The organism is Streptomyces sp. NPDC005303, assembly GCF_040607335.1.
GTDB lineage: Bacteria > Actinomycetota > Actinomycetes > Streptomycetales > Streptomycetaceae > Streptomyces.
Genome location: NZ_JBEXGM010000003.1, coordinates 99,397 through 113,164 on the forward strand (window position 1 = coordinate 99,397; position 13,768 = coordinate 113,164).

Sequence of the window (13,768 nt, forward strand, 5' to 3'; positions counted from 1 at the left end):
CGGGGGTGACCCGATCGGGTACGGCCTCGTCCCTGAGGACCCGGTCGTACGCTTGATCGTGATGAGACGCCGTACTCCGCCTCCGCCCTCTCCCCTGCCGCAGCGCGACGGGGTCGATCCGGTGCGGGTGCGGCTGCCGCCCGGTGACACCTGGGTGACCGTGCGGGATCATCTCGTGGCGCGGCTCGCGGCCGGGGCCGAGATGATCGACGGGATGCTGGAGGCGGGGCAGATCGTGGATGCCGCCGGACGTCCGGTGACGCGCGACACGACGTACGCGGCGGGGATGTTCGTGTGGTTCCACCGGGAACTGCCCGCCGAGGAGCCGGTCCCGTTCCCGATCGACGTCATCTACCGGGACGAACACCTGGTGGTGGCCGACAAACCGCACTTCCTCGCCACCACCCCGCGCGGCAGCCATGTCGCCGAGACGGCCCTGGCACGGCTGCGCCGGGAGCTGGCCCTCCCCACGCTGGGCGCCGCGCACCGGCTGGACCGTCTGACGGCCGGCCTGGTGATGTTCACCGTCCGGCCCGAGGAGCGCGGCGCCTACCAATCCCTGTTCCGGGACAGACGGGTGGCGAAGGAGTACGAAGCCGTGGCCCCGTACGACCCGGCGTTGCCCCTGCCCCGCACCGTGCGCAGCCGCATCGTCAAGGAGCGCGGAGTCCTGGCGGCCCAGGAGATCGAGGGGGAACCCAACGCCGTCAGCCGGATCGAGTTGCTGGAGCACCGGGGCGAGCGTGCCCGGTACCGGCTCACGCCGGGTACCGGGCAGACACACCAACTGAGGGTGCATATGAGCTCTCTGGGGGTGCCGATCCTCGGCGATCCCCTCTATCCGGTGGTCACGGCCGCCGTCGAGGCCAACGACTTCCGCCGCCCGCTCCAACTGCTGTCGCGGGTACTGGAATTCACCGATCCGGTGACGGGGCGCGAGCACCGGTTCGTCAGCCCACGCGTGCTGCGGGCCTGGTCGTCGTACGAGGAGTGGGCGACCGGGTGACCCGGTGTCGTCGGCTCACTCGCCACGCCACCAGCGCAGCAGGCGCTGAAGGACACCGGGCCGCTGGATCGGTTCGGGCGTGGGTGCGGTGACGGTGACCGACACGCTGGGCTCCGGAGCAGCTGCCTGCGGCAGTGGCGTGCTGACCTGCCAGTCGGTGGAGCGTTGCGACGGCATCCGGTGCGCCGGCCGCGCCGTGACGTCCTGCTGGGGCTTGGGCACGAACTTCACCGGCAGCGCCACCAGATGCCGGTTGGAGATGGTCTCCTGCCACTCCAGCTCGTCCTCGTCGCAGGCGAGTTCCGCGTCGGGGAGCCTGGTCAGCAGCGCGTCGACACCGACATCGGCGATGGCACGGCCGATGTCCTGCCCCGGGCACTCGTGAGGGCCGCCGCTGAAGGCGAGGTGGGAGCGGTTGCCCTGCATGTTGGCCGTGGCGTCGGGGCGGACCCGCGGGTCGACGTTACCCGGTGCGATACCCATGAGGAGCCCGTCGCCCTTACGGATGCGCTGGCCGCCCAACTCGGCGTCCTGCTTGGCGAAGTAGCCCAGGACGGCGCTGAACGGCGGCTCGTCCCACATGGACTGCTCCACCGCCTGGGGCACCGTCATCTGGCCGCCGTTGAGCTGGGCCCGGAAGCGCGGGTCGGTGAGCACCACCCGCAGTACGTTGGCGAGAAGGTTGGCGGTGCTCTCGTACGCGACGATCAGGATCAGGCGCAGGTGCTGGCTGATCTCCTCGTCGGTGAGCCGTGCCGGGTGGTTGATGAGATGGCTCGTGAAGTCGTCCTCGGGTGCCGCCCGGCGGCGGACCGTGAGCCGTGTGAGGACATCCATGATGTACGCGTTGCTCTCGATGGCCGTCTCTGTGCCCTTCGGCAGGTCGCGGGCGGCCGCCACGATCCGGTCGTTGTACTCGTCGGGCATGCCGAAGATCTGGCACATCACCATCATCGGCAGGCGCTCGGCGAACTGGCTGACCAGATCGGCCCTGCCCTTCTCGCAGAACCTGTTGACCAGGTGCTGGGTCGCTCGGTTGATGTGCCGGCGGACACCCCGGTGGTCGATGGTCGAGATGGCGCCGTTGACCGCGCCGCGCAACCGCAGGTGCTCGTCGCCCTCGGCGTGGGAGCAGAGGGGCTGCCAGGCGAGATGCGGCATCATCGGGTGCGTCGGCTTGACCGTGCCGTCCTGCATGGGAGTCCACAGCCGGGTGTCACGGCTGTAGTGCGAGGGCGTGCGCACCATGTGCATGTTCTCGCTGTGGCCGAGCACGACCCAGATCGGCACGTCGTCGTGGAGCAGCGCGGGAGCCACGGTTCCGTGCTCGGCGCGGAGCTCCTCGTACACGGCGCCCAGGTCCTCCGCCCCCGGGCCGTACAGCCGACGCAGTCCGCCGACGCCGATGCCGTGCGCGGGGCAGCCGGGGGGCGGGGCGCCCGCGGGGTCGTACGTACCGGCCGGGGTAAAGGGTTCAGGCGTCACGATGGTCGCTCCGGAGCTGAGGTCGATCTGGTCATAGGGAAGTCATGTGCGGCCCCGGCCGAGCGGTTCGAGCGAAGCCGGGAGCGTGGGAGAGGTCTGTGGCAGTACGGCTGTGCCGGACCTCGGCTCACACAGGAGCCCTGGTACGGCTGTGCCGGACCTCGGCTCACACAGGAGCCCTCTCCACCGCCAGCGAATGAAGGAACTGCAACAAGGTCATCAGCACGTCCCGGCTGGACGCCCGTCGCCGCGCGTCGCACTCGACGATGGGGATTTCCTCGCTGAGGTCGAGCGCGGTACGCAGGTCGTCGAGGGGGTGGCGGGGGCCGTCGGGGAAGGTGTTGACGGCGACGACGAACGGCACGCCCCGTTCCTCCAGGCGGTCCATGACGTCGAAGCTGACTTCGAGGCGTCGGGTGTCCACCAGGACCACCGCGCCGAGCGCTCCTTCGAACAGGCCGTTCCACAGGAACCAGAAGCGCTCCTGGCCCGGGGTGCCGAAGAGATAGAGGACCAGCTGGTCGGTGATGCTGATGCGGCCGAAGTCCATGGCCACGGTGGTGGCCGTCTTGGTCTCGGAGCCGTAGTTGTCGTCGACCCCGATGCCGGCCTGGGTCATGGTCTCCTCGGTGGTCAGCGGTTTGATCTCGCTGACCGAGCCGACCATGGTCGTCTTGCCGACGCCGAAGCCGCCGACGATGACGATCTTCACCGCGGCCTGGGCGGTCTGGGGGAGGTGGTCCTCTGTTCGCGGACCGGGGATGGTGTCAGAGCCTTTGAAGTCCATGCATCACCGCTTCGAGGAGGGAACGGTCGGCCAGCGCCTGACGGATCACAGGGGCGCGCGCCGTCACCAGTTCGGCCGTCAGCAGCTCGGTGAGCAGGACGGTCACCACGCTGAACGGCAGGCTGAGGTAGGCGGACAGCTCGGCCACGGACAGGGGGGCCGTGCAGAGCCTGAGCAGCGCCGCCTGCTCGGGCGTGGCGGAGGGCGGTGGGTCGGCGTGCGCCACGATTAAGGTGACCAGGTCGAGTTCCGAGCGCTCGGTTCCGTCGGGGCCGGTGATGACGTACAGCCGCTCGGGGTTCTTCTTCGGTCCCTCGGGTGGGTCCTGGCCCTCCTGCGGGGGTTGCGGTGCCGGTTCCGGACTGGCCTTGGGGAATCGCCGTCGGCGTTGTGGAGGAGTCATACGGTCTGCCCGTTGCGGCGGGGCGGACTGGTGAGGTGCGCGCCGATACGGACGACCAGATCGCTCATGCGGGCGCTCATGTGGCCGGGTTCGGTGATGATGTCCGAGAGCACCGCGAGATAGGCGTTGGGGCCGGCGGCCATCAGGTAGAAGTAGCCGCCGTGGATCTCGATCAGGACCATCTTCATCTTGCCGTCGCTGCCCGGGATCTCCCCGGCGACGGCACCCGCCAGGCTCTGCAGGCCCGCACAGGCGGCGGCGACGCGGTCGGCGGTGTCCGGGTCGCCGCCGTGCCGGGCGATGCGCAGGCCGTCGGCGGAGAGCACCACGATCATCTGGATGCCCGGTACGCCTTTGGCGAGGTCCTGGAGCATCCAGTCGAAGTTGCCTCGCTGCTGGATCACTTGAGGTTCCCCTCGTCTTCGGCCTCGGTACGGGCCGGTTCGTCGGTCGGCTGACTGGCTGTGGAAGCGGTGGGGCGCTTGAGGCCGTCCATGAACGCCTGGACCCACAGGCCCGGCGGGGTGTCGTCCGGCTTCGGCTCGGGCTCCGGCTCACGCGCGGCCGTCGACCAGATGGTCGGGCGGCCTTCCCGCTCGGCGCGTTCGATCTCCGCCTGCTCGGCGTAGCGCTGGGTGAGTGAGGTCTTGACCCGGCTGCGGCGCTGCGGCAGCCCGTTGGCCGTCCACTCGGTGACCTCGGGGACGTCGTCCTCGATGGACACCGGCGTCGTGAACTTGGGGCTGGTGGGGCGGCGCTTCTTGATCGTGCGCTTGGGTCCGGGCAGCGCGCCGAGTTCGGCCTTGGGTACGGCGGTGGCGCCGATGCCGTGGGCGAGTCCGACGCCGGGCTCGTCGGTGAGCATGTCGCTGGGTACGACGAGGATGGCGCGGACACCGCCGTACGCGGAGGCACGCAGGGAGACCTGCATGTCGTACGCCTGGCAGAGCCGGCCCACGACGGCGAGGCCGAGGCGCGGCGACTCGCCGAGGTCCTGGAGGTCCACGCCGGCCTTGGCCCGCTCCAGCATGCCCTCGGCCCGCAGCCGGGCCTCCTCGCTGAGGCTGACGCCGGCGTCCTCGATCTCGATGCAGACGCCGGTCTGCACCTCGGTGGCGGTGACGTGCACCTTGCTCTGGGGCGGGGAGTACCGGGTGGCGTTGTCGAGGAGTTCGGCCGCGGCGTGGATGACCGGCTCGACGGCGGTGCCCTTGACGTTGACCTTGGCGATCGAGGAGAGGTCGATGCGCCGGTACTCCAGGATCCGCGACATGGCGCCGCGCAGCACGCTGTACAGCGCTACGGGCTCGGGCCACTGGCGGCCGGGGCGGCCACCGCCGAGGACGGAGATGGAGTCGGCGAGTCGGCCGATCAGCGCGGTGCCGTGGTCGATGCGCAGGAGGTCGTCGAAGACCTCGGGGTTGCGGCCGTGGTCCTCCTCCATCTCCCGCAGTTCGTTGGCCTGCTGGTGGACAATGGCCTGCACGCGCCGGGCGATGTTCACGAAGGAGCGCTGCGCGGCGTCACGCATGATCTCCTCGGTGTCGACGATGGTGAGCACCGTCTTGAGGAGCCGGATCTGCGCGTCGGGGAGGTCCGCCCACGCGGGGTCGATGTCGCCGAGTTGGCGAATCACCTCTCCGGGGGAACTTCCGCGGCGCAGCCAGTCCAGCGCGGTGGGCGCGATCTCCGTGGCGAACCGGACCAGGTCCTGGTCGTGGTCGGCGATGCGCTGCTTCAGATGAGCCGTCTGGCGGAGGTGCTCGAGTCGCTGCTCACGCAGTTCACGACCACGCCGGACGGCTTCGGCCGCCACCGCGATCACCAGCAGCGTGGCGACGGCACCGCACCAGCCGACAGCGACCCTGGCGGGCTGCTGCACCAGTGCGACGCCGGCCCCGGTCACCGCGGCCATGACTATGGCGGGGAGCAACAGCACGCGCGCATACGGCAGTTCACGGCGTCCTGGGGGGGATTGAACACTCACCATGTGGGCCCTCTGAGACGTATCGACGGGGAGTCGCACATATAGGGAACAAGCGCACGAATACACATCAACTCGGTGCGCTGCGGGCGAGCTTAGTCCGACCGGATCATCGCCGTGTCATATTCAGCAAGCGCCTGAAACGGGCATTGCGACTGGAGTAACCTCGGCCCATTTACACGCTCCGGCTTCAATCGAACGCGGGGAGTGACGGCGTGCGGGCGTACGAGAATCACTCACCGCGGCGAGTGAAGGTCAGCTTCCGGTGGTGTGCCGGACCCGGATTCCGGCGAGGTGCCGGACCGGGGCTCCGGCCGGGTGCCGGACCTGGATTCCGGCGATGCGCAGAGCCGCGTCCGCGGTGGCCTCCGCGAAGACGGAGACGGGTCGCTCGGGGTCGGAGCGGTGGACGAGGATCACGCCCTCGATCAGTCCGAACAGCAGGTCCGTGCGCAGGTCGAGCTCACCCTTGGCGAGGGCGCCTCCCGCGGCCGTCGCGGCGAGCAACTGCCGGTAGGCGTCCTTGAGTTCGGCCCGCACGGCGTGGAATCCGGCGAACCGCTCGGCGCGCACCTCGGGCAGCAGATAGAGCCCGCCAAGGTTGTGCGTGCCACCGCACAGCACCTCGACGTCCGCACGGCACAGCTCCCACAGCCGGTCCTCGGCCGGGAGCCTGTCGTCCGCGAGCAGCTCACGGGCGTACGCCAGCGAGGGCGTGACCGTGGACTCCAGAAGCTCGGCGAGGAGCTCCTCCTTGCCGGAGACGTAGTGGTACATGGACGCCTGCCGCATGCCCGCGCGCTCGGCGACGGCCCGGGTACTGGTGGCTGCGTAGCCGAGGGATGTGAACAACTCGGCCGCGGCGACGAGGAGTTCCTCACGTGGCGCAAGCCCGCTGTCCGGCCGCCGATCGGCCCGCGGCCTGCCGACCCGCCGCCCGGACTCCGCCGCCCCACCTGTCGTACCCATGCGTTCGATCCTCGCACACGGGGTCCGGGACGGCCTCGGGCGACCGTCACACCGCGGGCACACCGCCGGCACGTCCGCCTTCCGCACCGGTGCACTCCTGGGCGGGGCACCGAGCCGAGTCACCGTACGGCTCCCCCCAAACCCAAGTCATCCAACTCCCCCCACCGCCGCGACCACCCCACACCCGAGCCATCCGACTCCGCCCGCACCCCCGACCGCCCCACACCCGAGCCATCCGACTCGCCCCGCACCCCCGAGCACCCCACACCCGAGCCATCCGACTCCCCCACATCGCCGCGACCACCCCACACCCAAGCCATCCGGCCGCTCCCCCCACCCCGACCACCCACACCCCACGACACCCCCGTGAGCGTGAGCGCCCGGTAACCCCCCGGCAACACCCGGGCAATCCCCCCGACCTACCCCGCCCCTAATTTCTGTCAAGCGACAGAAACACCCCCGGAGCCGGAGGTCCGCCATGGCCACTGAGACCACATACGGAGCCCGAGAGCACGCCCGTGCCCAGGAGGGCACCCGCGCCGAGGCCATGCCCGTCGTCCCGGCCCGCGACTGGCCGGACCCGCCTGCCGCGGCGGGCCCCCTGGTGTGGGCGGAGACCGTCGCGGGCGGCAACTACACCCACCGCGTCCTCGCCAGCGGCACCGAACTCCGCCTCACCGACCTCCACGGCGACGCCTGCGCCCACCTCCTCCTGTACGCGGTGGACCGCCCCTGGGAGCGGCTGAACGTCGCCGACACGGTCAAGGTCCAGTGGAACGCCTACCTCGGTGAGGGCCAACTCCTCCTGTCCGACCAGGGCCGCGTCCTCGCGAGCGTCGTCGCCGACACCTCCGGTCGCCACGACGCCCTGTGCGGCACCTCCACCCTGGTCCGCAACACCGAGCGCTACGGCGACGGCACCCCCCAGGGCCCCTCCCCCGCAGGCCGCGAGCTCCTCAAGCTGGCGGCCGCGAAGAACGGCCTCGAACCCCGCGACCTCCCGCCCTCCCTCTCCTTCTTCCAGGGCGTCCGGATCCGCGAGGACGGCACCCTCGACTTCACCGGCTCGGCGGGCCCCGGCGCCGCCGTCACCCTGCGCGCCGAACAGGACGTGACGGTCCTGATCGCGAACGTCCCGCACCCCGCCGACCCCCGCCCCGCCTACGTCAGCACCTCCCTGGAGGTCCTCGCCTGGCGCGCCGAACCCACCCGCGCCGGCGACCCCCTCTGGGACGCCACCCCCGAAGGCCGCCGCGCCTTCCTCAACACCGCCGAATTCCTCGCCTCGAAGGGACGCGCATGAAGACCGTGGTTCCGGCCCGCTCCGCCTGGTCCCGCGTCATCCGCGAGGGCGAGACGCTCACCATCACCGACCTGCACGGCAACCAGGCCGTCGACTTCCTCGTCTACGACGCCCACGACACGTCGGTCCGCTACAGCGCCCCCGACACCATCCAGGCGCAGGGCGGCATCTTCCTCACCACGGGCAGCGTGCTGATGTCCAACGAGCACACCCCCCTGATGGCGGTCACCGCCGACGACGTGGGCCGCCACGACACGGTCGGCGGCGCCTGCTCCAAGGAGTCGAACACCCTGCGCTACGGCCATCACACCTGGTCGCAGCACGCGTGCGTGGACAACTTCCTCGCCGAGGGCGCGAAGCACGGCCTCGGCAAGCGCGACCTCGTCTCCAACATCAACTGGTACATGAACGTACCGGTCGAGAAGGACGGCACCCTGGGCATCGTCGACGGCATCTCCGCCCCGGGCCTGTCCCTGACACTGCGCGCCGAGCGGGACGTCCTCGTCCTGGTCTCCAACTGCCCCCAGATCAACAACCCCTGCAACGGCTTCGACCCGACGCCCGTGCAGATGACGATCGGTGCCGCCGAATGACCTTCGACACCCTCCTCGTCGCCAACCGGGGCGAGATAGCGGTCCGGATCATCCGCACCGCCCGCGAACTGGGCCTGCGTACCGTCGCGGTGTACTCGGACGCCGACCGGGCAGCCCCCCACGTCCGGCTCGCCGACCACGCCGTACGCCTCGGCCCGGCGCCCGCGAAGGAGTCGTACCTCGACGCCGACCTGGTGCTGAAGGCCGCCAAGGACTCGGGCGCGGGCGCCATCCACCCCGGCTACGGATTCCTGTCCGAGGACGCCGCCTTCGCCCGCCGCTGCGAGGACGCGGGGATCGTTTTCGTGGGCCCGACACCCGAGCAGCTGGAACTGTTCGGCGCGAAACACACCGCACGGGCCGCGGCGGAGGCGGCGGGCGTGCCGCTGGCGCCCGGGACGGGCCTGCTGGCCGGTCTCGACGAGGCCCTCGACGCCGCGGGAACCATCGGCTATCCCGTCATGCTCAAGGCCACCGGCGGTGGCGGCGGCATCGGCATGTCGGCGTGCCGCTCCGCCGACGAACTGACCGACGCCTGGGACCGGGTGCAGCGCGTCGCCGCCGCCTCCTTCTCCTCCGCCGGCGTCTTCCTGGAACGGCTCGTCGAACACGCCCGCCACGTCGAGGTGCAGGTATTCGGCGACGGCGAGGGCACCGTCGTCACCTTCGGCGACCGTGACTGCTCCCTCCAGCGCCGCAACCAGAAGGTCCTGGAGGAGGCACCCGCACCGGGCCTGCCCGCACGCATCCGCGCTCGACTCACCGACAGCGCACGCGATTTGTGCGCCTCCGTCGGCTACCGCTCCGCGGGAACCGTCGAGTTCGTCTACGACGCCGCCCGCGAGGAGGCCTACTTCCTCGAGGTCAACACCCGTCTCCAGGTGGAACATCCGGTCACGGAGGAGATCTACGGCGTCGACCTGGTCGCCTGGATGCTCCGCCTGGCCCGGGGCGAGCGGGACGTCGTACGCGAACCGGGCCCCCCGCGCGGCCACGCCGTCGAGGCCCGCGTCTACGCCGAGGACCCCTCACGCGAACACCGGCCCAGCGCCGGCCTGTTGACGCGGGTCGAGTTCCCCACCGGGGTGCGCGTCGACGGCTGGGTGGAGACCGGCACCGAGGTGACCACCTCGTACGACCCGATGCTCGCGAAGATCATCGCGTACGGTCCGGACCGCGCCCATGCGCTCCGGCGGCTGGACGAAGCCCTCGAACGCACCCGCGTCGACGGCATCGAGACCAACCTGGGCCTGGTCCGGGCCGCGCTGGCCGACACCGACTTCAGGACGGCCGCCCACTCCACCGCGACCCTCTCCGGCGTCCAGGACCCCACCCCGCGCATCGAGGTCGTGACCGCCGGGACCCTCACCACGGTCCAGGACTGGCCGGGCCGCACCGGCTACTGGCAGGTCGGCGTTCCGCCGAGCGGCCCGATGGACGACCGCTCCTTCCGGCTCGGCAACCAGGCACTGGGCAACCCGGAAAACGCCCCCGGTCTCGAATGCACCCTGCAGGGGCCGTCGTTGCGGTTCACCCACCCCACGACCGTCTGCGTGACGGGTGCTCCGGCCCCGGTCACGGTCGACGGCTCGCCCGTGGCGCAGTGGGAGCCGGTGACCGTGCCCGCGGGCGGGGTCCTGGAGGTCGGCGCACCCACCGAACACGGGCTGCGCACATACGTCCTGTTCGCGGGCGGCCTCGACGTCCCGGTCTTCCTCGGCAGCGCGAGCACCTTCACCCTGGGCCGCTTCGGCGGACACGGCGGACGAGCTCTGCGCACGGGCGATGTGTTGCACGGCGGACGGCAGGGCGAGGGGACGGCCGTATCGGCACACCTCTCCGAGACCTCCGCAGCCACCCCCTCCCACGCCCCCTCATACACCTCCACCTGGCACATCGCCGCCGTAGAAGGCCCGCACGCCGCCCCGGAGTTCTTCACCGAGGACGACATCCGCGACTTCTACGCCGCCGACTGGAAGGTCCACTTCAACTCGGCCCGCACCGGCGTACGCCTGGTCGGCCCCAAGCCCCGCTGGGCCCGCGCCGACGGCGGTGAGGCCGGCCTGCACCCGTCCAACATCCACGACACCCCGTACTCGGTCGGCGCGGTCGACTACACGGGCGACATGCCGGTGCTGCTGGGTCCGGACGGGCCCTCGCTCGGCGGGTTCGTGTGCCCGGCGACCGTCATCAGCACCGAGCGCTGGAAGCTGGGCCAGTTGCGCCCCGGTGACACGGTCCGCTTCGTGCCGGTGAACACGGACGGCTCGGCGCGCCCGGCGATCGTGGACGGCGGCATCCTCGCCCGCGACGGCGATGTCACGTACCGCCGCAGCGGCGACGACAACCTGCTGGTCGAATTCGGCCCCATGCAGCTGGATCTGGCGTTGCGCATGCGCGTCCACGCCCTCATGGAGGCGGTGGCCGAGCAGGGCCCGGACGGCATCACCGACCTCACCCCCGGCATCCGCTCCCTCCAGATCCGGACGGACCCGAATCGGCTGCCCCAGCACGAACTCCTCGCCACCGTAAGGGAGATCACCGCCTCCCTTCCTCCGTCCGACCAGCTGGTGGTGCCCTCCCGCACGGTCCATCTCCCGCTCTCCTGGGACGACCCGGCGACGCGCGAGGCGATCGCCCGCTACATGGCGGGCGTGCGCGACGACGCGCCCTGGTGCCCGTGGAACATCGAGTTCATCCGCCGCGTCAACGGCCTGGCCTCGGTGGACGACGTCTACCGCACGGTCTTCGAGGCGGAGTACCTCGTCCTGGGCCTGGGCGACGTCTACCTCGGCGCCCCGGTGGCAACCCCGCTGGACCCGCGCCACCGCCTGGTGACCACGAAGTACAACCCGGCGCGCACCTGGACGGCCGAGAACTCCGTCGGCATCGGCGGGGCGTACCTGTGCGTCTACGGCATGGAGGGCCCCGGCGGCTACCAGTTCGTCGGCCGTACGACCCAGGTGTGGTCGCCCTGGCAGCAGCGCGGCGCGTTCGAGGCGGGCTCGCCCTGGCTGCTGCGCTTCTTCGACCGCATCAAGTGGTATCCGGTGGACGCGGACGAACTCCTGGAGCTGCGAGCCGACATCACGTCCGGCCGTTTCGTGCCCCGTATCGAGGAGGGCACCTTCTCGCTCGCCGAGTACCAGGCCTTTCTTGCCGAACACGCCGAGCCCATAGCGGAGTTCAGGGCGCGTCAGCAGACGGCCTTCGCCGCGGAGCGGGACGCCTGGGAAGCTGCGGGCGAGTTCGCGCGGGCCGAGTCGGCGGCCGCGCCGGCCGTCGCCCCCACCGACATCGCGGTCCCTCCGGGCGGCCGCTTGATCGAAGCCGAATTCGCCGCTTCCGTCTGGCAGTTGAACGTGGAGCCGGGTGACGAGGTGACGGTCGGGCAGCCGCTCCTGGCCCTGGAGGCGATGAAGATGGAGTCCAGGGTGCACGCGCCGACGGCCGGCGTGGTCGCGGAGATCCTGGCCAGGCCGGGCGACCAGGTGGAGGCGGGAACGGCACTCCTCGTCCTGGCCCCGCCCGCACAGTGAAGCGCCCGCCCAGCGAAACGCCCGCACAGTGAAAGAGGAACGAGCCATGTCCAGCACCGTCACCCGGGTCCGGGCCGCCTACGACCGCGTCGAGGCCGTGGACCGCCCCGAGATCTGGATCGACCTGCGCCCCCGGGAGGAGGTCGAACGGGAGGCCCGCGCGATCGACGAACGGCTCGCCCGAGGTGAGCGGCTCCCCCTCGCGGGCCGCCTGTTCGCCGCCAAGGGCAACATCGACGTGGCCGGCCTGCCCACCACCGCGGGCTGTCCGTCGTACGCCTACCGTCCGGGCGCCGATGCCCCGGTGGTCGCCGGTCTCCGCGCGGCGGGCGCGATCGTGCTCGGCACAACGAACCTGGACCAGTTCGCGACGGGCCTGGTCGGCACCCGCTCCCCGCACGGGGCGGTCCGCAACGCGTACGACCCCGCGAGGGTGAGCGGCGGTTCCAGCTCCGGGTCGGCGGTCGCCGTGGCACTGGGCATCGTCGACTTCGCCCTCGGCACCGACACGGCGGGCTCGGGCCGGGTGCCGGCCGCCTTCAACGGCATCGTCGGCCTCAAGCCCACCCGCGGCCTGGTCCCCACGGCCGGGGTCGTCCCGGCCTGTGCCTCGATCGACTGCGTGACGGTGTTCGCCCGCACCCTCCCGGAGGCCGAGCAGGCGCTGTCCCACATGACGACCGGCACCGCCCCGTCCCTCCCCGGGCGCCGGCCCGGCCCCTGGCGGATCGCGGTCCCGGCGCGCGAGCAGCTCGGCGAACTGGACGAGGGCTGGGCCGAGGCGTACGAGGAGGCGGTGGAGCAGCTCGCGGCGGCGGGCGCGACAGTCCGCGAACTGGACCTCACGCCCTTCACGGAGGCGGCGGCGATGCTCTACGAGGGCGCGTTCGTGGCCGAGCGCTACACAGCAGTGGGGGTCTTTGTCGACAAGGCGACAGAAGCGCGCGACGGCTCCCTCGATCCCACGGTGGCCGCCATCATCACCCGGGCCCGCGACCTCCCGGCCCACCAGCTCTACGCGGACATGGACCGCCTGGCCGAGCTCCGCACCCGGGCGCTGGCCGAACTGGCCGACGCGGACGCCCTGTTGCTGCCGACCACCCCGGGTCACCCCACCCTCGCCGAGGTCGCCGCCGACCCCCTGGGCGCCAACGCCCGCCTGGGCCGTTTCACCAACTCCACGAACCTCTTCGACCTGGCCGCGGCCGCCGTCCCGGCCGGTGAGGTCAACGGCCTGCCGTTCGGCGTGATGCTGATCGGCCCGGCGCACACCGACGAGCGCTTGGCGAGGATCGCGAGCCTGCTCCAGCCGGAGACGCGTCTCGCGGTGGTGGGCGCCCACCTGACGGGCCAGCCGTTGAACCCCCAACTCCTCGCTCTGGGCGCCCGTCTGGACCGTACGACCACGACGGCACCGGTCTACCGCCTGCACGCCCTGCGGACCGACCCGCCGAAGCCGGGCCTGGTCCACGTCGGCGAGGGCGGCGCGGAGATCGAGGCGGAGGTGTGGCGGCTGCCGGCGGAGGGCCTGGGCCGCCTCCTGACGGCTCTCCCCCGCCCGATGACCTTGGGCAGGGTGCAGCTGGCGGACGGCGGCCAGGTCCCCGGTTTTCTCTGTGAGCCGTCCGCCCTCGTGGACGCGGCGGACATCACGGCACACGGAGGCTGGCGGTCCTATCTGAACGCCGAGTAGGTCGAA

11 protein-coding genes are annotated in these 13,768 nt (G+C 71.4%); 5 read left to right on the top strand and 6 right to left on the bottom strand.

The features are described from left to right. Positions 1-61 precede the first annotated feature (61 nt). Positions 62-1,006 (top strand): RluA family pseudouridine synthase, encoded by a 945-nt coding sequence (locus ABZT93_RS06890; RefSeq protein WP_356100060.1) that lies wholly within the window; start codon positions 62-64, stop codon positions 1,004-1,006. A 15-nt stretch (positions 1,007-1,021) separates the two neighbouring features. On the opposite strand, the gene ABZT93_RS06895 is transcribed toward ABZT93_RS06890, so the two are convergent. From ABZT93_RS06895 to ABZT93_RS06920, 6 genes are all read right to left on the bottom strand, one after another. After that, positions 1,022-2,491, bottom strand: coding sequence for a cytochrome P450 (locus ABZT93_RS06895; protein ID WP_356100063.1), 1,470 nt, complete (start codon positions 2,489-2,491; stop codon positions 1,022-1,024). A gap of 166 nt (positions 2,492-2,657) precedes the next feature. Next, positions 2,658-3,278: an ATP/GTP-binding protein gene (locus ABZT93_RS06900; protein WP_356100066.1), complete on the bottom strand. Its 621-nt coding sequence runs from the start codon at positions 3,276-3,278 to the stop codon at positions 2,658-2,660. Further along, positions 3,259-3,681, bottom strand: coding sequence for a DUF742 domain-containing protein (locus ABZT93_RS06905; RefSeq protein WP_020117698.1), 423 nt, complete (start codon positions 3,679-3,681; stop codon positions 3,259-3,261). The genes ABZT93_RS06900 and ABZT93_RS06905 overlap by 20 nt, the downstream gene beginning before the upstream one ends. Beyond that, positions 3,678-4,085 carry a roadblock/LC7 domain-containing protein gene (locus ABZT93_RS06910; protein WP_007380839.1) on the bottom strand — a complete coding sequence of 136 codons (408 nt, stop codon included), beginning with the start codon at positions 4,083-4,085 and terminating at the stop codon, positions 3,678-3,680. The genes ABZT93_RS06905 and ABZT93_RS06910 overlap by 4 nt, the downstream gene beginning before the upstream one ends. Beyond that, on the bottom strand, positions 4,082-5,671 hold the full coding sequence (locus ABZT93_RS06915) for an ATP-binding protein (RefSeq protein WP_356100069.1): 1,590 nt from the start codon (positions 5,669-5,671) through the stop codon (positions 4,082-4,084). The genes ABZT93_RS06910 and ABZT93_RS06915 overlap by 4 nt, the downstream gene beginning before the upstream one ends. Before the next feature lie 249 nt (positions 5,672-5,920). Beyond that, positions 5,921-6,634 (bottom strand): helix-turn-helix domain-containing protein, encoded by a 714-nt coding sequence (locus ABZT93_RS06920; protein ID WP_356100072.1) that lies wholly within the window; start codon positions 6,632-6,634, stop codon positions 5,921-5,923. Between the two features lie 478 nt (positions 6,635-7,112). Here ABZT93_RS06920 and ABZT93_RS06925 point away from each other — a divergent pair, with 478 nt between their 5' ends. From ABZT93_RS06925 to atzF, 4 genes are read left to right on the top strand one after another with little or no spacing between them, the layout of a single operon-like run. Further along, on the top strand, positions 7,113-7,937 hold the full coding sequence (locus ABZT93_RS06925) for an urea amidolyase associated protein UAAP1 (RefSeq protein WP_356100075.1): 825 nt from the start codon (positions 7,113-7,115) through the stop codon (positions 7,935-7,937). Continuing rightward, a complete protein-coding gene (locus ABZT93_RS06930) occupies positions 7,934-8,530 on the top strand; it encodes an urea amidolyase associated protein UAAP2 (protein ID WP_356100078.1) in 597 nt (198 codons plus the stop codon). The genes ABZT93_RS06925 and ABZT93_RS06930 overlap by 4 nt, the downstream gene beginning before the upstream one ends. Next, on the top strand, positions 8,527-12,069 hold the full coding sequence (locus ABZT93_RS06935) for a 5-oxoprolinase/urea amidolyase family protein (RefSeq protein WP_356100080.1): 3,543 nt from the start codon (positions 8,527-8,529) through the stop codon (positions 12,067-12,069). Before ABZT93_RS06930 ends, ABZT93_RS06935 begins: the two co-directional genes overlap by 4 nt. A 46-nt stretch (positions 12,070-12,115) precedes the next feature. Further along, positions 12,116-13,762, top strand: coding sequence for an allophanate hydrolase (gene atzF / locus ABZT93_RS06940; protein ID WP_356100083.1), 1,647 nt, complete (start codon positions 12,116-12,118; stop codon positions 13,760-13,762). The last annotated feature ends 6 nt before the right edge of the window (positions 13,763-13,768 follow it).